At 71.7% G+C, this 18,821-nt stretch carries 15 protein-coding genes and 1 pseudogene; 11 read left to right on the top strand and 5 right to left on the bottom strand.

Going from position 1 to position 18,821, the window contains the following annotated elements; all coding sequences use genetic code 11:
- The 5 genes from E1294_RS43940 to E1294_RS43920 form a co-directional block, all read left to right on the top strand.
- A partial coding sequence (locus tag E1294_RS43940) for an acyl-CoA dehydrogenase family protein (protein ID WP_132517379.1) occupies positions 1-836 on the top strand: 836 nt, incomplete at its 5' end.
- Entirely contained in the window at positions 836-1,990 is a 1,155-nt protein-coding gene (locus E1294_RS43935) for an acyl-CoA dehydrogenase family protein (RefSeq protein WP_132517377.1), read from the top strand. The genes E1294_RS43940 and E1294_RS43935, both read left to right, overlap by 1 nt.
- Entirely contained in the window at positions 1,987-2,889 is a 903-nt protein-coding gene (locus E1294_RS43930) for a bifunctional MaoC family dehydratase N-terminal/OB-fold nucleic acid binding domain-containing protein (RefSeq protein WP_132517375.1), read from the top strand. The genes E1294_RS43935 and E1294_RS43930 overlap by 4 nt, the downstream gene beginning before the upstream one ends.
- Positions 2,889-3,302, top strand: a complete 414-nt coding sequence (locus tag E1294_RS43925) for a MaoC family dehydratase (protein WP_132517373.1) — start codon at positions 2,889-2,891, stop codon at positions 3,300-3,302. Before E1294_RS43930 ends, E1294_RS43925 begins: the two co-directional genes overlap by 1 nt.
- Positions 3,303-3,319: 17 nt before the next feature.
- Positions 3,320-4,498, top strand: a complete 1,179-nt coding sequence (locus E1294_RS43920) for a lipid-transfer protein (RefSeq protein WP_220448285.1) — start codon at positions 3,320-3,322, stop codon at positions 4,496-4,498.
- Between the two features lie 26 nt (positions 4,499-4,524).
- On the opposite strand, the gene E1294_RS43915 is transcribed toward E1294_RS43920, so the two are convergent.
- The gene (locus E1294_RS43915) at positions 4,525-6,090 is read right to left on the bottom strand and encodes an RNA polymerase sigma factor (RefSeq protein WP_132517371.1); all 1,566 of its coding nucleotides are present in this window, start codon (positions 6,088-6,090) and stop codon (positions 4,525-4,527) included.
- A 266-nt stretch (positions 6,091-6,356) separates the two neighbouring features.
- On the opposite strand from E1294_RS43915, the gene E1294_RS43910 reads away from it, so the two are divergent.
- The 5 genes from E1294_RS43910 to E1294_RS43890 are packed head-to-tail and all read left to right on the top strand — an operon-like array spanning position 6,357 to position 10,248.
- Positions 6,357-7,415: an ABC transporter ATP-binding protein gene (locus tag E1294_RS43910; protein WP_132517369.1), complete on the top strand. Its 1,059-nt coding sequence runs from the start codon at positions 6,357-6,359 to the stop codon at positions 7,413-7,415.
- Positions 7,408-8,088: an ABC transporter permease gene (locus E1294_RS43905; RefSeq protein ID WP_132517367.1), complete on the top strand. Its 681-nt coding sequence runs from the start codon at positions 7,408-7,410 to the stop codon at positions 8,086-8,088. Before E1294_RS43910 ends, E1294_RS43905 begins: the two co-directional genes overlap by 8 nt.
- Entirely contained in the window at positions 8,085-8,777 is a 693-nt protein-coding gene (locus tag E1294_RS43900) for an ABC transporter permease (RefSeq protein ID WP_246083706.1), read from the top strand. Before E1294_RS43905 ends, E1294_RS43900 begins: the two co-directional genes overlap by 4 nt.
- A gap of 27 nt (positions 8,778-8,804) precedes the next feature.
- A complete protein-coding gene (locus E1294_RS43895) occupies positions 8,805-9,725 on the top strand; it encodes an ABC transporter substrate-binding protein (protein ID WP_132517365.1) in 921 nt (306 codons plus the stop codon).
- Between the two features lie 40 nt (positions 9,726-9,765).
- On the top strand, positions 9,766-10,248 hold the full coding sequence (locus E1294_RS43890) for a flavin reductase family protein (protein ID WP_132517363.1): 483 nt from the start codon (positions 9,766-9,768) through the stop codon (positions 10,246-10,248).
- Between the two features lie 29 nt (positions 10,249-10,277).
- Here E1294_RS43890 and sppA read toward each other — a convergent pair whose 3' ends face one another.
- Positions 10,278-11,975 carry a signal peptide peptidase SppA gene (sppA, locus tag E1294_RS43885; RefSeq protein WP_132517361.1) on the bottom strand — a complete coding sequence of 566 codons (1,698 nt, stop codon included), beginning with the start codon at positions 11,973-11,975 and terminating at the stop codon, positions 10,278-10,280.
- Between the two features lie 172 nt (positions 11,976-12,147).
- On the opposite strand from sppA, the gene E1294_RS43880 reads away from it, so the two are divergent.
- Positions 12,148-14,910 (top strand): AfsR/SARP family transcriptional regulator, encoded by a 2,763-nt coding sequence (locus E1294_RS43880; protein ID WP_165977814.1) that lies wholly within the window; start codon positions 12,148-12,150, stop codon positions 14,908-14,910.
- A 309-nt stretch (positions 14,911-15,219) separates the two neighbouring features.
- On the opposite strand, the gene E1294_RS43875 is transcribed toward E1294_RS43880, so the two are convergent.
- From E1294_RS43875 to E1294_RS53570, 3 genes and pseudogenes are all read right to left on the bottom strand, one after another.
- Entirely contained in the window at positions 15,220-16,575 is a 1,356-nt protein-coding gene (locus tag E1294_RS43875; RefSeq protein WP_165977813.1) for a S8 family peptidase, read from the bottom strand.
- 160 nt (positions 16,576-16,735) lie between these two features.
- Positions 16,736-18,121 carry a S8 family peptidase gene (locus E1294_RS43870; RefSeq protein ID WP_132517355.1) on the bottom strand — a complete coding sequence of 462 codons (1,386 nt, stop codon included), beginning with the start codon at positions 18,119-18,121 and terminating at the stop codon, positions 16,736-16,738.
- 198 nt (positions 18,122-18,319) lie between these two features.
- Positions 18,320-18,821 (bottom strand): annotated as a pseudogene (locus tag E1294_RS53570) (hypothetical protein); the annotation flags it as partial.

The following is an 18,821-nucleotide window of genomic DNA, read 5'->3' as shown; positions in this document are numbered from 1 at the left end:
AGGTGGGGGCGCGGGCGGCGGCCGTACCCGCGCTTGCCACGTTGGTGAGCACGCTGGCCCTGGCCCGCTATGGCACCCCTGACCAGCAGCGTCGCGTCACCCGGGCCACCGTCGCGCTCCGCGAGCCCGGCCGCGCCCTGACCGATCCGCCCGTGACGGGTGCGTCCGGTGCGGGTGATGGCGGGTGGGTGCTGTCGGGGCGGAAGGTGTCGGTGCCTCATCCCGGTGTGGCGGTGCTGGTCGCCGCCGACGAGGGGTTGTTCCTGGTCGAGGGGCTGCCCGATGGGGTGTTCGGCGCGGCGGTGCGCGGGGTGGAGGCGACCCCCGAGTTCGCCTCCACCGGCGAGCCCGTGGCCACCCTCGTGCTCGACCGGACCGCGGCCGAGCGGGTGGGCGGGCCCGAGGCGGTGGACGGGACCAGGCGGCTGTTCATGGCCGCCGTCGCCGCCCAGGCCGCCGGCGTCCTGGCGGGCGCGCTGGAGCTGACCACGTCGTACATCAGAACGCGCCGGCAGTTCGGCCGGGCGCTGGCCGAGTTCCAGGCGGTGACCATGCAGATCGCCGACGTCTACATCGCGGGCAGAGCGCTCGACGTGGCCGTGTGGTCGGCGGCGTGGCGGCTGGGGGAAGGGATGCCGGCCGACCAGGACCTGGCGCTGGCCGCGTACCACGTCGGCGAGGCCGTCAAGGCGCTGCACACCTGCCAGCACCTGCACGGCGGGCTCGGCCTCGACGTGACCTACCCGCTGCACCGCTACTTCGCGCAGGCCAAGCACCTGTCCCACCTGCTCGGCGGCGCCGACGCCCAGCTCGACCTGATCGGAGCGCTCGTCTGATGCTGATCGACCTCACTCCTGACCAGCGCGCGCTCCGGGACGAGCTGCGCGAGTACTTCCAGGGCTGCCTGACCGCCGAGGACCGCAGGAAGATCGCCGAAGACCCGTTCGGTGGGACGTACATGGAGCACTGCCGCAGCCTCGGCCGCGACGGCAAGCTCGGCCTGGGCTGGCCCAAGGAGTACGGCGGTGGCGGCTACGGCCCCCTGGAGCAGCAGATCTTCGCCAACGAGATCGCGCGGGCGGGCGTCCCGTACCCGATCATCACGGTGCAGACCGTCGGGCCCACGCTCATGCAGTACGGGACGCGGGAGCAGAAGGACTTCTTCCTGCCGCGCATCCTCGCCGGCGAGTGCCACTTCGCCATCGGTTACAGCGAGCCGGAGGCGGGCACCGACCTGGCCTCCCTGCGGACCACGGCGGTGCTCGACGGCGACCACTACGTCGTCAACGGGCAGAAGATCTTCACCAGCGGCGCGCACTACGCGCAGTACATCTGGCTCGCGGCCCGTACGAACCCGGAGGCCAAGAAGCACAAGGGCATCACCATGATGATCGCCGCCACGGACGACCCCGGCTTCTCGTGGACCCCGATCGTCACCATGGACGGCCGCCACCACACCAACGCCACCTACTACTCCGACGTGCGCGTCCCTGTGGACATGGTGGTCGGCGAGGTGGACCGCGGCTGGGACCTGATCGTCAACCAGCTCAACCACGAACGGGTCACCCTGGGTCCCGCGGGGAACCTCGGCCAGACCTACGACCGTTTCCTCGCCTGGGCCCGCCGTACGGGCCTGGCGGATCATCAGGACGTGCGGCGCGCGCTGGCCGGGGTGTGGGCGGCCTTCCGCACCAACGAGCTGCTCAACTGGCAGGTCGCGGCGAACATGGACCTCGGCTGGCTGGGGGCGCCCGACGCGTCGGCCACCAAGATCTACGGCTCGGAGCGGATGCAGGAGGCCGGCAGGATCGTCGGCGACACCCTCGCCAGGTACGGCGACCCGTCTGACCCGGAGACGGCCGAGCTGCTCGAACGCGTGGACCATGGGGTCAAGGGCGCGGTGGTGCTGACGTTCGGCGGCGGGGTGAACGAGGTGCAGCGGGAGCTGATCGCCATGCTCGGCCTGGGCCTGCCGAGGCCTCCGCGATGACCGACGACGAGCTGCACGAGCTCGCGGGCAAGCAGGCGGCGCTGGGCGAGGTGCGCGGTGCCTCGGCCCCCGACCCCGTGAACGAGCCCATGATCCGGCACTGGCTGGCAGCCATGGGTGACGCCAACCCGGCGTATCTGGACAAAGGGCTGGCCCCGCCCGCGATGGCGCAGGTGTGGACCATGCAGGCCCCGCGCCCGGGAGCCAAGGACCGCTCGCCGGTGGACGACCTGCTGGCCGCGCTCGACGCCGGCGGCTACACGGGCGTGGTGGCGACGAACTGCGAGCAGACCTACCACCGCTACGCGCGCCTGGGGGAACGGCTGACGCCCGCCACCAGGTTCACGGACCTGGCGGGCCCCAAACGGACCGCGCTCGGCGTGGGCTACTTCGCCACCTGGAACGTCACCTGGTACGGCGACGGCGACGAGCCGGTGGCGGAGATGCTCTTCCGCGTGCTCAAGTTCCGGCCGCGGGAAGGCGCCCGCGAAGAGCGGCCGCCGTACCCGCTCCAGCCGGCGATCAACCAGGACACGGCGTTCTTCTGGGAGGGCGCGAAGAGCGGTGAGCTGCGCATCCAGACCTGCGCCGAGTGCGGACGGTTACGCCACCCGCCGGGTGCCCTGTGTCCCCGCTGCCGCTCGTCCCGCCTCACCTACACGGTCGCGAGCGGCCGCGGAACCCTCTACAGCCACGTCGTCCACCACCATCCGCCGGTGCCCGGCCGCGAGACCCCGTTCGTGGTGGGCGTGGTGGAGTTGCCGGAGGGCGTGCGGATCGTCGGCAACGTCGTGGACTGCCCGCCCGGGCAGGTGGAGATCGGCATGGCGCTGCGCGTGACGTTCCGGCCGATGGACGACCGGCTCGTCCTTCCGATGTGGGCCCCGGAGGAGCCGTGATGCGAACGCTGACAGCGGGCGAGGTCGAGGCCGGCTCCGAGCTGCCGGAGTTGTCGCTCGACCTCACGCCCACCGTGGTCGTCTCGACCGCCCTGGCCACCATGGACTTCACCCCGGTGCACCACGACCGGGAACGGGCCCGCGCCCAGGGCTCGAAGGACATCTTCCTCAACATCCTGACCACCATGGGCCTGGTCGAACGGTACGTCACCGACTGGGCGGGCCCGGAGGCCGTCATCAAGGGCATCGACGTCAAGCTCGGCGTCCCCGCGTACGCGGGCGACCGCCTGAGCTTCACCGGGACGGTCGTGTCGCGCGAGGCCGGCCACGTCACGGTCGAGGTGCGCGGCGCGGTGAGCCTGGGCTTCCACGCCACCGCCACCGTCGCCCTGACCCTCCCCCCAGCCGGTTGAACGAGAAGGAGCGGGTGTTGTCGCGAACGAGCGCCGCCATCGCGGGCATCGGCGCCACCGAGTTCAGCAAGAGGTCAGGACGGTCGGAGCTGAGGCTCGCCGCCGAGGCCGTGCTGTCGGCGCTGGACGACGCCGGGCTGTCACCCGGCGACGTGGACGGCCTGGTGACCTTCACCCAGGACGCCAACCAGGAGATCGCCGTCGCCAGGGAGACGGGCATCGGCGAGCTGACGTTCTTCTCCCGCGTCGACTACGGGGGCGGCGCGGCCTGCGGGACCGTGGCGCACGCCGCCATGGCCGTGGCGACGGGCATGGCCCGCACGGTGGTGTGTTACCGGGCCTTCAACGAGCGCTCGGGACGCCGTTTCGGCCAGCCGAACGCCCAGCCGAACGTGCGGTTGAGCGGCGAACCCACCTCGCAGGGGCTGGAGATGAGCTGGCACGTGCCGTTCGGCCTGATGACGCCGGCCGCCTGGGTGGCCATGTTCGCGCAGCGCTACCTGCACGTCCACGGCGCGACTTCCGAGGACTTCGGCCGGGTGGCGGTGGCCATGCGCAGGCACGCGGCCACCAACCCGGCCGCCTGGTTCTACCAGCGGCCCATCACGCTGGAGGAGCACCAGGCGTCGAGGTGGGTCGTCGAGCCGCTGCACCTGCTCGACTGCTGCCAGGAGAGCGACGGCGCGGTGGCGCTCGTCGTGACCAGCGCAGAACACGCCCGCGACCTGCGCCGCTCCCCGGCGGTCATCACTGCGGCGGCCCAGGGCGCGGGCGCGGACCAGATGATGATGACGAGCTACTACCGGGATGACATGACCGGCCTGCCCGAGATGTCCGTCGTCGGCCGGGGGCTCTGGGAACAGTCGGGCCTGACGCCCCAGGACATCCAGACCGCCATCCTGTACGACCACTTCACCCCGTTCGTGCTCACCCAGCTGGAGGAACTCGGCTTCTGCGGTCGCGGCGAGGCGCCGGAGTTCCTCAAGGACGGGGGCATCGAGCTGGACGGCCGCCTGCCGGTCAACCCGCACGGCGGGCAGCTCGGGGAGGCGTACATCCACGGCATGAACGGCATCGCGGAGGCGGTGCGCCAGATCAGGGGCACCGCCGCGAACCAGCTCACCGGCGTCACGAACGTCCTGGTCACGGCGGGAACGGGCGTGCCCACCAGCGGCCTCATCCTGTCCGCGGCCTGACCCGCCGGCCGGGGGCCGGCGGGGCCTCAGCCGTTGAAGACCGGCATGGAGAAGAAGACGATCATCGCGATCGCCACGCACATCAGGAACCCGACCAGCTCCCAGGCCCAGTCGTAGTGGCGATCCCTGCGGCGCCGCGCCTTCTGCGGCCCAACCGGCGTCGGACGTCGCTTCGGCGCGGGCCTGGCCCGCACCGGACGCGGCGCGAGAACGGACGCCTCACGAGGGGACGCCTCGCGAGCGGACCTTTTGCGAGAGGGCGCCTCGCGAGGGGATGCCTTGCCAGGGGACGCCTCGCGAGCGGGCGGCTCGAACGCGGACTGCTCCCGAGCGGGCGGTTCGTTCGCGGGAGCCTCCTTGCTCAGAAGGTCCTTCTGCGGGTCGGGCAGCCGATAGACCGGCTCGGACGGCTTGGCGGGCGCGGCGGTCCTGGTGGGCCCGGCAGGTCGGGTGGGCCCGGCGGGTGTGGGCGCGGCAGCCGGTCCTGCGGCAGCCTTCCCGCCGGTCCTGGCGCGCGGCCGGAACAGCGGCGCGGCCTCCCGCACCTCGTCCTCCCCCCGCGACGGCGGCGGGACCGCGCGGGCCGGCCCCTTGTGGACGAGGACGTCCCCCGTCATGTACGGGTCGGGCGCGTCCTTGGGCAGGATCACGTCGCCCGTCGCGAACGGCCCAGGACCGTCGGGCTCGGGAGCGGCCATGAAGAACGGGCGTTCCCCCGCCCGCGAGGTGGACGTCCAGGGGCCGCCGAGCGGATCCCTGAGCGGTCGGATGGAGCCCAGCGGGTCGCGCAACCGACGGTGGTCGTCGGCGGATTCGCGGTATTTGGGCATCGGGGCAGTGGTCGCGTCGTGCTCCGGCACCTGCGACGGCGAGGGCGGCGTCAGCAGCTCGGCGGGGAAGATCACCGTGCTGGTGGCGGGGTCCGCCTCGGCCAGCGGCTGCGGCCACATCGGCGGGCTGGGCCAGCGCGGCTTCACGAACAGCGGCCCCGGAGCCGCGGAACGGGAGCCGGCGAAGTGGATGCGCAGCGCGCCGGGCGGCTGCGGCCACAGCAGGCGGCCGAGCACGTCGTGCAGCGGCGCCACGTGCAGCGCGCCGTAGACGTCGGCCACCGGCTTGGGCACGCGGATCCCGGTCGCGGCCAGTGCCGTGCCGAGCGACTCCCTGAACCGGTTCGCGGCCGCCACCGTGAGCTCGTCGGCGGTGTCGGGCGCGATGTCCAGCACCCACGCGAGCTCGGCCTTGCTCAGCCCGCACACCGCGCACAACACCAGCACCTCGCGCTGGTGGGGCCGCAGCTCGCGCAGGACACGCTCGACGAGGGCGGTGGCCGGGTCGATGAGCGGGTCGACCGCGGGCGGTGAGTAGACGATGTCCCGCCGGTGGATCTCGCGGCGGGCGAACGCGTAGAGGGCAGCGCGGGGCGGCTGGGCGACCGGAACCCCGGTCAGCACGGCCACCAGGACATCGGACGCTGAACCGAGGTCGCCGAGCTGGTCAGCGCAGTACGCGAACAGCCCGGCGGCATGACGGTCGTAGAGCTCTGCGATCAGTTCGGCGCGTGAGCGCTGATCGGTGAGCGGCTGGGACACGGGCCGATCCTCTTGCTGTGTGCCGACGCTGAGGGTGAGGGTGCGCGTCAGGAGATTGTTGTGGTAATCATGCCAACCCTGATGGTCCGGCGCACTACCAGATCCAGATTTCGTGTAAATATCCCTGGTCAGTGAAACGCTTAAGCCCGCCCCGATGAGGACAGAGCGGTCCGGATCGCCGTAGTCTGTGGATTCAAGAGATCATGCGGCGGTCGTGGCAGGGGGCTGCGACCCCTGCCAGAAGCCCACGGAGCGAGAGTTCGCGCGTGATCACATTCGACGCTGTCACCAAACGTTTCCCGGACGGAACGGTCGCCGTGGACGACCTCACCATGGAGGCCCCCACAGGCGAGATCACCGTGCTCGTCGGGCCTTCGGGCTGCGGCAAGACGACCTCTCTCCGGATGATCAATCGCATGATCGACGCCTCGGAGGGACAGATCCTCCTCGACGGGGTGCCGGTGCAGAGCATCGACCCGCCGACACTGCGCCGCGGCATCGGGTACGTCATCCAGCAGGCCGGCCTGTTCCCGCACCGGAAGATCGTCGACAACATCGCCACCGTCCCCTACCTCCTCGGCTGGGACCGGAAGAAGGCCCGCGACAGGGCCATGGAGCTGCTCGAACGTGTCGGGCTCGACCCGGCGCTGGCCGGCCGCTACCCGTTCCAGCTCTCGGGCGGGCAGCAGCAGCGCGTGGGCGTGGCCAGGGCGCTGGCCGCCGACCCGCCCGTGCTCCTCATGGACGAGCCGTTCAGCGCGGTCGACCCCGTCGTGCGCACGAGCCTGCAGGAGGAGCTGCTCAGGCTGCAGGGCGAGCTGAACAAGACCATCGTGTTCGTCACGCACGACATCGACGAGGCCATCAAGCTCGGCGACCGGGTGGCGGTGCTGCGCGTCGGCGGCCGGCTGGCGCAGCTGGCCGCGCCCAAGACGCTGCTGTCGGAGCCGTCCGACGACTTCGTCCGTGAGTTCCTCGGGCATGACCGGGGAATCAGGCGGCTGCAGTTCGTCTCGACGGAGGGGCTGCGCCTGCGTACCGACCTGACGGTCCGGCAGGACGGCGGCGGCTCGTCGGAGGAGCCGTGGCGGCTGGTCGTCGACGAGCAGGGCGGGCCGGTGGGATGGATCTCCTGGTCGCGTCCCGACGAGCTGGAGCCGTTCGGGACGTTCCTGTACGGCCGCGACTCGATGCGCTCGGCGCTCGACGCGGCGCTGCTGTCGCCGTCCGGCTGCTCGGTGGCCGTGGACGATGAGGGCAAGGTCGTCGGCGTGGCCACCAGGGAGGCGCTCGACGAGGCGCTGGCGGAGGCCGCAGATGGGTGACGGTCCCCCCTCCCTATGGGAATGGATCGGGCGAAACTGGGACACCGGCCGGGCGGGCAGCATCAAGGACCTGCTCATCGACCACCTGACCATGTCGCTCGTGCCGATCCTTTTCGCGCTGATCGTGGCGCTGCCGCTGGGCCTGGCCTGCGTACGCTGGCGCTGGCTCTACCAGCCCGCCTCCGGCCTGATGAACGTCGTCTACGCGCTGCCGTCGCTGCCCGTCTTCATGCTGCTGATCTCGGTGACCGGGCTGTCGCAGACCACGGTGATCATCCCGCTGGCCTTCTACGGCGTGGCCGTCCTGCTCCCGGCCGTCGTCGGCGGGCTGGACTCGGTGCCCGACCACGTGCGCCAGTCGGCGGTCGCGATGGGCTTCTCGCCGCTGCGCCGGCTGCTGGCGGTGGAGCTGCCGATCGCGGTGCCGGTGGTGCTGGCCGGCCTCCGGGTCGTCGCGGTCTCCAGCATCAGCCTGGTCAGCGTGGGCGCGTTGATCGGGCAGGGCGGCCTCGGCGGGCTGTTCACCCGGGCGTACCAGAACCCGTTCATGCCGCCGGTGATCGTCGGCATCGTGCTGATCGTGCTGCTGGCGCTGATCGCCGACGGCCTGCTGGTCCTGGCCCAGCGGGTGCTCACCCCGTGGGTGCGCGTGCGAAAGGGGGCGGCGTCGTGAACTGGCTGACCTCGTTCTTCGTCTGGATGGGCGAGTTCTTCGGCAACGGCGCCAACTGGTCGGGGCCCGGCGGGATCCCCATGCGGCTGCTGGAGCACCTGGAGTTCTCGGCGCTGGCGCTGCTGCTGGCCGTGCTGGTGGCCGTGCCGCTGGGGCTGGCGATCGGGCACACGGGCCGGGGAGAGGTGCTGATCGTCGTCTCTGCGAACCTGGCCAGGGCGCTGCCCACGCTGGGGTTGCTGGTGATGTTCGTGCTGCTGCTGGGCACGGCGTCGATCTGGCCAGTGATCATTCCGCTGGTGCTGCTGTCGGTGCCGCCGATCCTGGTCAACACCTTCGAGGGCATCAAGGGGGTCGATCCCGAGCTGCGCGACGCGGCGTACGGGATGGGCCTGCGCGGCGGGCAGGTGCTCGGCCGGGTGCTGGTGCCGGTCGCGCTGCCGCTGATCCTGCTGGGCTGCCGGTTGTCGGCGATCCAGGTCGTGGCCACCACGACGGTCGCGGCCTACACCGGGCTCGGCGGCCTCGGACGCTACGTGATCGACGGTTTCGCGACGAAGGATTACGCGAGCGTCGTCGGGGGTTCTGTACTGATTGTGCTGTTCGCGCTCGTGGTGCAGCTCCTGTTCGCGCTCGCGCAGAGGGTGACGGTCTCGCCGGGGGTGAGCCAGCGAGTGAATGTTCGATAGCCTCTCCCGCTTGAGAAGGGAAACAACATGAGACGCATGTTCGGCACCGCGGCGGTGCTTTTGTCAGCGGTCCTCACGCTGGCCGCCTGCGGTGGCGGCGGCACCACGGGCAACCCGCTCGACACCACGAGCGCGGCCCCCAGCGGTTCGGCCTCGGGCGGGGGCAAGGCCGTCATCGGATCGTTCGACTTCGACGAGAGCGTGCTGCTCGCCTCGATCTACGCCCAGGCCCTGGAGGCCAAGGGCGTACAGGTCGAGGAGAAGCCGCGCATCGGCAGCCGCGAGGCCGTCTACGACCAGGTCAAGAGCGGCGGCCTGACCATCGTGCCCGAATACAACGGCAACCTGCTCGCCTTCATCGACCAGGCGGCCACGGCCGCCACCACCGACGAGGTGAACACCGCGCTGAAGGAGAAGCTGCCGGCCGAGCTGGAGGTGCTCGACTCCTCGCCCGCCGAGGACAAGGACACCCTGTCCGTCACCAAGGACACCCAGACCAAGCAGTCGCTCACCACCATGGAAGACCTCGCCAAGTCCTCCAAGAGCATGGTCGTCGGTGGCCCGCCCGAGTTCAAGAAGCGGTGGGAAGCGCGGTTCAAGGACGTCTACGGGGTCGAGTTCAAGGAGTGGAAGCCCACCGGGCCCACCACGGCCGACGCGCTGAAGGACGGCACGATCCAGGTCGGCAACGTCTTCAGCACCGACCCGAAGATCGCCGCCAACAACCTGGTGCCGCTCCAGGACACCAAGAACATCTTCCCGGCCCAGAACGTGACGCCGCTGCTGCACAAGGCGTCCGCCTCCGACACGATCCGCACGACGCTCAACGGCATCTCCGCCAAGCTGACCACGGAGTCGTTGCTGGAGATGATGCAGAAGATCTCCGTCAACAAGGACGAGCCCGCCATGGTGGCCGAGGAATGGCTGACCTCCAACGGCCTCGCCTGACGCCCGCCGCGAGGGCCTCCGGACGCCGGGGGTCCTCGCGGTGAGCGAGTTCACGGAGGCGATGGCGCAGCTCGCGGCCGGCGTGGCGGTGGTGACCGTACGCGACGGGCGCGACGATCTGGGCGCCACGATCTCGGCGCTGATGTCCGTCTCGCTGGAGCCGCCGCTCGTTCTGGTGAGCCTGGGCAGCAGCGGCTACCTGAACGAGGTGCTGCTGCGCCAGGACCGCTGGGCCGCGTCACTGTTGTCGTCGGGTCAGGCGGCCATCGCCAGCCGGTTCGCCACCGCCGGGCGGCCCAGTGCCCGCCTGCTGGTGGCCGGCACGCCGCACCACCGGGGGCCGCACACGCAGGCGCTGGTGGTGGAGGGCGGGGTGGCCGCGCTGGAGGCCGAGACCACCAAGGTGGTGCCGGCCGGCGACCACACCCTCTACATCGCCGGCGTCCTGGCGATCAACTACGTCGAGCCCGAGCTCCAACCCCTCGTGCGGCTCCGCGGCCGCTATCGCGCGACGGGCCCGTGACGGCGGGCGTCACGTCACGTCAGCCGAGGTCAGCGGATCGTGTACCACGCGGGCAGGATGAGCGGGCCCGCGGCGGGGAGGCCGAGCTCGGCCGACAGCCGGGCCAGCGGACCCCAGGCGTCCATGCGGATCCTGGCCAGCGCGGCCGACTTGTCCTCGCTCGAGTCGGGGCCGCGCAGGCGCTCCAGCGGGTTGAGCCGGGGATAGCTGCGCACCGGCGCGTCGTCGGCCAGCCCGGCCCGCCTGCGCGCCAGGGCCAGCGCGTCCTCCAGCCCGCCCAGCTCGTCGACCAGCCCGCTGGCCTGCGCGTCGGCGCCGGTCCACACCCGGCCCCTGGCCAGCTCGTGGGCGCGGTCGCGGGTGAGGTCGCGGCTCGCGGCCACCTTGCTCACGAAGTCGTCGTAGATCCGGTCGAGCCAGGCGTTGATCCGCTCCCACTGCTCGGGGGAGAACCCGCGCGACGTGGCGAACATCCCGGCGTTGGCCCCGCTGCCCACGAGCTCGGTGTTCAGCCCGATCTTCTCGAACAGCTCGGCGAGGACGGCCTTGCCGCCGTAGACCCCGATCGAGCCCGTCAGCGTGCCCGGCTGCGCCACGATCACGTCGGCGGCCATCGACACGAAGTAGCCGCCGGAGGCGGCCACGTCGCCCATTGACACGATCACCGGCTTGACCTTGCGCGTCAGCGTCACCTCGCGCCACACCGTGTCGCTGGCGACGTAGGAGCCGCCCGGGCTGTCGACCCGGAACACGACGGCCTTGACGTGCTCGTCGCGCCGGGCCGCCCGGAGCGCGGCGCTGATCGTGTCGGAGCCCATCGCCCCGCCCCCGCCGAGCGGGCTGCGCCCGCTGCGGCCGGACCTGATCATGCCGTGGCCGTGGACGAGCGCGATCGCGTCGGCCATCGGCTGCGGCAGCTTGCGTACGGCCGCGCCCTTGGCGTAGCGGGAGACGTACAGCAGGTGCGCCTCGGCGCCCGCGGAGCGCTTGACCTCGTCGTAGACCTCGTCGCGGTAGGCCAGCTCGTCGACCAGCCCCGCCTCCAGCGCCTCGGTGGCGGTGAACGGGCCGCGGTCGATCAGCTCGCGCACCTTGGCGGGGTCGAGTCTGCGCCCCTCGGCGATGCCCGCGACCAGGCCCTCGGTGACCGACTCCACGATGCGGCCGATGGACTCGCGGTGGGCCTCGGTCATGTGATCCTGGGTGAAGGTGTTGGCGGCGGTTTTGTACTCGTGCCGCTGGCCCACTTCGTAGCCGACGCCCAGCTTGGCCAGCGTCCCCTTGACGAAGCGCTGCTCCACCGCCACGCCGGTCAGCCCGACGTCGCCGCTCGGCTGCAGGTAGACGCGTTCGAAGGCGGTGGCCAGGTAGTAGGGCACGGTGCCGCCGCCGAACTCGCCGAACGTCTCGGCGAACGCGACGGCCGGCTTGCCCGAGGCGCGGAAGTGGGTCACCGCCTGGCGCAGCTCCTGCACCATGGCCAGGCCCATCGGGCTGCCCCCGACCTTGACGACCAGCCCCCTGACCCTGGGGTCCTGCCTGGCCCGCCGGAGCCCCGACAGGACGTCGGACAGGCGGGGTTTGCGCATCGACAGCACCGCGGCGAGCGGATCCGACGGCGGGCCCTCGGTGAGGCCCTCGGTGAGGTCGAGCTCCAGCACCAGCGGGGCGGTGCGCCGCTGGCGAAGCTTGTCGACGGTTTCGAAGATCGCCTTGCCTGCGTCCATGAAAGCCACCCTAAGCGACACGATTCGAAACGCGCGTGGGCCCGTACAGCTGGTGTGGAGACCTCGCCGATGGGTGGTCCGCGAAGCGCCGGCCACTCGCCCGGGCTCTCGACGGTCCGGTCGCCGCGATAGCTTCGACGTGAGCGTTGGCCCAGGAAAGGAGCGCGGCGGGGTGCCCGAGGTCTCGATCCGTCTTCTCGGACCGTTCGAGGTGCGGCTGCCGGACCGTACCGTGAGGATCGCCTCGAAGCGGCAGCGGGCTCTGCTGGCGAGCCTCGCCCTGCCGCCGGGACGCGTCGTGACCGTCGACGTCCTGACCGAGCGGATCTGGGGCGCCGATCTGCCGTCGAGCCCGCGCGAGGCCGTGCAGAACAACGTGCACCGGCTCCGGCGGCTGCTCGGGCCCGAGCTCGGCGGGCTGGTGCGGAACGTCGCCGACGGATATCTGCTGGACGTCGGCCAGGACCAGGTGGACGCGTCGCGGTTCGACCGGCTCGTCCGCGCCGCGGAGCAGGCCACGGACGGTGAGCCCGCGCGCGCCCGCGAGCTGCTGCGGGCCGCGCTGGAGTTGTGGCGGGGCGAGCCGCTCGGCGACGTCGCGTCCGACTCGCTCCAGCGCGACCACGCGCCCGCGCTGACCGAGCGTTACCTGGCGGCCGTCGAGCGGCGGGTCGACCTGGACCTGGCGCTCGGCGACCGCGCGCCCAGCACCCTGATCGCCGAGCTGCGCGTGCTGACCGCGCGCTTCCCCGTACGCGAGTCGCTCTGGGAGCGGCTGCTGACCGTGCTGATCGCCGACCGGCGGCAGGCCGAGGCGCTGGAGGCGTACGAGTCCGTACGGAACACGCTCGCGCACACCCTCGGCGCGGACCCGTCCGCCCGGCTGCAGAGCCTGCACCGGCGGCTGCTCACCGGAGACCCCGAGCCGGAACGCGTGACGCCGCGGCAACTCCCGCCGGCGCCGGCGGGTTTCGCCGGCAGGACGGCCGAGCTGGCCGCGCTCGACGAGCAACTCGACCGCTGGTCCGGCAGCGGGCTCGCCCTGGTGGCGGTGCATGGCGTCGGCGGCGCGGGCAAGACCGCGCTCGCGGTGCACTGGGCCCGGCTCAGGCAGGACCGTTTCTCCGGCGGGCAGCTCTACCTCGACCTGCACGGCTACGGCCCTGGCCGGCCGGCCACGGCGGAGGCGGCGCTCGGCCGGCTGCTGCGCTCGATCGGCACGCCGCCTGACCGCGTTCCGAACGACGCGGGGGAGGCCGTGGCGCTGCTGCGCACCCTGCTCGCCGGCCGCCGGATGCTGCTGCTGCTCGACAACGCCCACGACGCCGAGCACGTCCGGCCGCTGCTGCCGGGCTCCCACTGCTTCGTGATCGTCACCAGCCGGAGCGACCTGCGCGGCCTGGCCGCACGCGATGGGGCACACCGGGTGGCGCTGCGCGAGCTGGCCGCAGCCGACGCCCTGGCGCTGCTGACGGCGGCGATCCCGCGGCACAGGGCGGAGGCGGAGCCCGACGCGCTGGCCGAGCTGGCCCGGCTGTGCGGACGGCTGCCCTTGGCCCTGCGCATCGCCGCCGAGCTGGGCTCCCAGCACCCCGATCGTTCCCTCGCCCATCTCGTGGACGATCTGCGGCAGCGCAGGAGCCCGCTGGACGCCCTGGCCGACAGCGATCCGGGAACCGACCTGCGCACGGTGTTCTCGTGGTCGTACGACCTGCTTCCGCCGGACCTGGCGCACGCGTTCTCCCACCTTGGCTGCTACCCGGGCAGTGACATCGGGCTGCCGGGCGCGGCGGCGCTGCTGGACGTCGCGCCGGCCGCGGCGCGCGCCCTGCTCGACCGGCTGGCCGCCGTGCACCTGCTGGAAGCGCACCGGCCGGGGCGCTACCGGCTGCACGACCTGCTCAGGGAATACGCCGCGGAGCGGCTGGCCGCCGACCGGCCCGAGGCGGGCGCGGCGGCGTTGCGGCGGGTGCTCGACTGGTATGTCCGGGCGGCCAACGAGGGGCGGGTCGCGCTCGGCTTCTCCCGCCCGGTCCCGCTCTCCCGCGGCATAGGCGCGACCGCGGTTCCGCTGCCCGCCCTGTCCGGCAGCGGCGCGGGTCTCGAATGGTTCGAGGCCGAACGAGGCACGCTGGTCGCCGCCGTGGTCGCCGCCGCCGACCACGACCTGCCGGATCACGGCTGGCAGCTGGCCGTCGCGATGCGGGACTTCCTCGACCGGTCACGCTATCTCGGGGATTGGCTGGCGGTGGGCCGGTCCGGCCTGGAATGCGCCAGAAGGCTCGGCGACCCGCTGGCCGGATACCAGGCCGCGTTCGTGCTCGGCGGCGCGTACTCCCGCGCCGGCGCGCACGACGACGCCGACGCGACGCTGCGCGACGCCCTACGGCACGCCGAGCGGCTCGGCGATCCCGCGAAGATGTCCCGGGCGCTGAGCGTGCTCGGGGTGGTCTGGCAGCGGGCCGGGGACTACGACCGCGCACTCGCCTGCCACCGGCAGGCGGAGATCGCCGCGCGGCCCGCGGCCAACACGGTGGTCCGGGCACATGCGCTGCTCAACTACGGCGCCGTCGAAATTCTGGCCGGGAGCTACGCCGACGCCCTGGAGCACACCCGAGAGGCACTGGAGATCTACCAGGAGCAGGGCCTCGAACTGCAGGAGTCGTGCGCGTTGGCCAACCTCGCCGCGGCGCATCAGAGGACCGCCGAATACAGCACGGCCCTGGACTACTGCCGGATGGCGCTGGAGATCACCCTCCGCGTGGCCGACGTGAGCGGCCAGGTCGAGGTGCTGACGACCCGGGGCGAGATCCAGCTCGCGATGGGCCGCCGGGATGCCGCGCGCGACTCCTGGGAGAAGGCACGCGGGCTGCTCCGGCCCACCGATCCCAGCTACGCCAGGCTCGACCTGCTCCTCAAGGGCCTGGGCTGTTGATCACATGTCGGGGGATTCACCCCGTGCACGGCCGGCGTGCGCAGCCTCGGGTGGAACGGGCGCCCCGGAGTGCGGGTCACGGGCCTCTCCTCCTGGATGTGCGGTCGCGTCAGGTTGACGTCCTTGACAGCACATCAGGGCCCGCTATCAGATCGCTCTCACGTTCCGGCCGCTACGGAAGGCGCGGTTCCCGTCTGGGCGGAATGAGGTCGCGGCAGCGGGCGTGCGGATGGTGGTGACGGAGAGGGGCGATCGGGTGGGTGGCGCGGGGCGCGCACCCACCCGTGGCGTTGGCCGGTTACCGTTCCATTACCGGGCCCGCAACGCGGCCCACACGTCGATGCGGGGCGTGGTGACCTCCGTGCCCGCGCTCTCGTACGCGATCGGCTTGCCGGTGCGCTTCAGCGTCTCCAGCAGCTTGTCCACCGGGGCGTGGCGGCGCTTCTGGTGCAGCAGCGCGAAGGAGCCCGCCACGTGCGGGGCGGCCATCGAGGTGCCGTTGAGCGTCGCGTACGCGTTTCCGGCGATCGCCCCCGTGATGGACACGCCCGGCGCGTAGACGTCGATCAGCGTGCCCCGGTTGGAGAAGGAGGCCACGGCGTCCTGCTTGTCCGTGGCGCCCACGGCGACGGTGTTCGAGACGCACGCCGGCCACGACACCGACGCGTCGAAGCCGTCGTTGCCGGACGCGACCACCGTGGCGACGCCCTTGGCGAGGAGCTTGTCCACCTCGGCCTTGAAGTCGGCCCCGTCGCCCGTGTCGCAGGAGGTGGCGTACTCGCCGCCGCCCAGGCTGAGGTTGACGGAGGCGATGTTGTACTGGCCGGCCAGCAGGTCGGTGTACGCCATGCCGGTCAGGATCGACGAGTCGTAGGCCAGGATGCAGACGGGCCGGCCGGAGCAGTACGGCGAGTTGTCGAAGCGGCTGAACACCTGCACCGGCACGATCTGCGCCTTGGGTGCGACACCGTCGGCGGCGAACTCGGCCGTCCGCTGCCCTGCGGCGATGCCGGCGACGTGCGTGCCGTGGTAGCAGAGGCCGTACTGCGGTTGCGGGGCGTCCTTCATGCAGGCCGTGCTCTCGGCGTCGGCGGCGCCGCCGCCGATCTGGAACTGGCTGCCGTTGGCGCACAGCGGCGTGGAGCCGTCGGCGGGGTCGGCGGCCGAGAAGCACGCCTGGGCCACGATGCGCCCGCCGAAGGCCGGGTGGTCGGTGTCGATGCCGGAGTCCAGGATCGCGACGGCGGTGCCCTTGCCGTTGAAGCCCCTCTTGTGCGCCCGGTCGGCGCCGATCAGGGGGATGCTCTCCACGAGTGAGGGTTCGTTGAGCTTGTCCTTGCGGATCGAGACGACCCCTGACTGCTCGGCGATCTTCTCGAGCTCGGCGCGGGTTCCGCGGTAGACGAAGAAGTCCAGTGCGCCGGCCACTTCGGCGGGCGGCTCCGCGAAGACGTTCTTCCTGTCCTGCTTGATCGCTTCCGCGCTGGACAGCAGGGACTTCACCTGCGCGGGCTGCTGCACGCGGACGATGGCGCGGTGCTCGCCGCTCGCCGTGATCGCAGGATCGATCTTGGTTTCGGGGTCGGCGAGAGCGGGTGTGGCGACGAGCGCGGCCGAGGTGGCGGCTAAGGCGATCGCGCCGGCCAGCAGAGACGAGAGTCTCAACTGATCCTCCGGTGGTTCAGGGGGCATTTCTCACCGGAAGTGTAGTAATCGGACAAGTGTAGTCAGAGGGGCAGATGTGTTCTGTTACCTGTTCTTGTTCTGTCCCGTTGCGTAGCCACCGGCGCGGCCGGAGTCTCCGGGCTCCGGCCGTGACGCCCGCTCAGACGCGTGCGGCCGGGGTGGCCCGCTCGGCGTCGATCCTGGCGGTGACCGTCGAGGTGCCTCCGGCGTCGTACCGGATGGGCGTGCCCGTGCTCTTCAACCGCTGCAGGCTCTGGGCGACGGTGTTGTTCGCATACGCCTGCTTCATCAGCGCGAACATCCCGGCCACGTGGGGCGCGGCCATCGAGGTGCCGCTCAGCTCGCCGTACGCGTCGTCGGGCAGCGAGGAGTTGATGCCCGCCCCGGGCGCGAACAGGTCCAGCATGGACCCCCGGTTGCCGAACGCCGCAGGGGTGTCGTCGTCGCCGGTCGCGCCCACCGCGACAGCGGTGGAGATGCAGGCGGGGGAGGAGACGCTGTTCGGGGAGCCGCTGTTGCCGGCCGCCACCACCGGCGCCACGCCCTGCGCCACGAGCGCGTCGAACTCCGGCTTGACCCCCGCGGCGGCGGGGTCGGCGTCGCACGCCTCGGTGAACAGGCCACCGCCGGCCAGGCTCAGGTTCACCGCCGCGACGTTGTTGGCCCTGGCGACCCGGGCCACGTACTCCAGCGCCAGTTTCTGGTCCGAGGTGTAGCTGAGGAAACAGGGCGCGCTGCCGCCGCCCGACCCGCAGGTCAGCGGGTTGTCCACGCGGCTGAAGACCTGGATCGCCAGGACGCCCGCCGCGGGGGCGACGCCGTTGGACGGCGCCCCCGCGGTCACGGCGCCCGCCGCGATGCCGGCCACGTGCGTGCCGTGCGAGCATGCGTTCGCCCCGTTGACCAGGCACTGGGCGGTCTCGGCGTCCGCCGCGCCCGGCCCGGTCTGGCTCGGCTGGTTGTTCGGGCAGAGCGAGACGGTGCCGTCGCTGGCGTCGGAGGAGGAGAAGCACGCCTCGTCCACCAGCCGGCCGCGGAAGAACGGGTGGTCGCGGTCGATCCCCGTGTCGAGCACGGCGACCGTCGTGCCCCTGCCGGTCCAGCCCGCGGCGTTCGCCCGGTCCGAGCGGATCAGGGCGGTGCTGGCGTCCAGCGTCGGGTGGCGCAGCTCGTCCTTGTAGACGGACTGGATCCTGGCGTCCTTCCTGAGCTTGGCCAGCGTGCGCTGGTCCACCTGGGCGACGAAGAAGTGCGACGATGACGCCGCCTCCAGGACCCGGCTCCCTTCCGAGGCCTGTTCGAGGTCCTTGGCCACGGCCTCGACGTTCTGGCCGGGCTTGAGCTGGATGATGGAGCGGACCCGGGTCTTCGCCTTGATCTCCGCGACGAGCGCGGGGCTGATGACGGGGTCGTTGGTGTCTTTCGTGTCGGCTCGCAGCGGCGTGGCCGCACACAGCGCTGTGCACACCATCGTGCACAGGACGGCCAGCGCCCTCCCGCGGGCCGACAGAGACCGTAGCCTCACATGTTCCTCCGAAGGTCGGTTCGTCCTCAAGGCGGGAGCGTTCCGGCTCCTGGCCCGCGTACAGCCGCATACATCCCCCTTGTCACAAGGGTGATGTGGGAGATGAAAGCGAGCAGCGCGACTTTGGAGACGTTTTTGCCTCAGGGCGACCAAAGGGAAAGGCCGGTCGTAAGAGACCGGCCCTTCCCTTGCCTTCGGTCACCTGGCGGAGTTGATGACCTTGTTCGCCGCCTTCTTCAGCGCCGTCGCGGACGGCTTCTTGCTGAGCCGTACCTTCTCGGCGGCGGCCAGCGTCGTGGTGCCGTTCGTGCCGTGCGCCCAGTTCAGCCAGGCTGTCAGCAGCGCGCCGTCCAGCTTGGCCTTGCCGGTGCGGGTGTTCTTCAGCACCCGGTACGCCTTGCCGAGCGAGGACGCCTTCGTCAGCTCGGGGAACACCTTGCTCGACTTGCTGATCAGCTTCAGGTAGCAGGTGAGCGTGTCGTCAGGGATCGTCCCGCTGCTGCGGTGGATCTCCACGGCCCACTTCTTGGCCGGCAGCTTCTTGGCCGCCTTGCCCCGCGTGCAGACGGTGGCAGCCGGTTTCGCGACCGGGCTCGCGGTCACCGTCACCGTGACCGTCACGGTGGGCAGGGGCACCGGCTCGGGGTCGGGTGCGGGGTCCGGGCCCGGGTCCGCCGGGTCGTCGGGCTCGGGGGAAGGG

It is taken from the genome of Nonomuraea diastatica (genome assembly GCF_004349015.1).
Lineage (GTDB): Bacteria > Actinomycetota > Actinomycetes > Streptosporangiales > Streptosporangiaceae > Nonomuraea > Nonomuraea diastatica.
Note: the sequence above shows the minus strand (reverse complement) of the source record. Positions and strands in the feature narration are given on the sequence as shown.

Excerpts from the sequence above, each read along its gene's own strand:
- E1294_RS43935 (WP_132517377.1), top strand. The coding sequence starts at position 836 with ATGCTGATCGACCTCACTCCTGACCAGCGCGCGCTCCGGGACGAGCTG.
- sppA (WP_132517361.1), bottom strand. The coding sequence starts at position 11,975 with ATGGACGCAGGCAAGGCGATCTTCGAAACCGTCGACAAGCTTCGCCAG.
- E1294_RS43895 (WP_132517365.1), top strand. The coding sequence starts at position 8,805 with ATGAGACGCATGTTCGGCACCGCGGCGGTGCTTTTGTCAGCGGTCCTC.
- E1294_RS43905 (WP_132517367.1), top strand. The coding sequence starts at position 7,408 with ATGGGTGACGGTCCCCCCTCCCTATGGGAATGGATCGGGCGAAACTGG.
- E1294_RS43930 (WP_132517375.1), top strand. The coding sequence starts at position 1,987 with ATGACCGACGACGAGCTGCACGAGCTCGCGGGCAAGCAGGCGGCGCTG.
- E1294_RS43925 (WP_132517373.1), top strand. The coding sequence starts at position 2,889 with ATGCGAACGCTGACAGCGGGCGAGGTCGAGGCCGGCTCCGAGCTGCCG.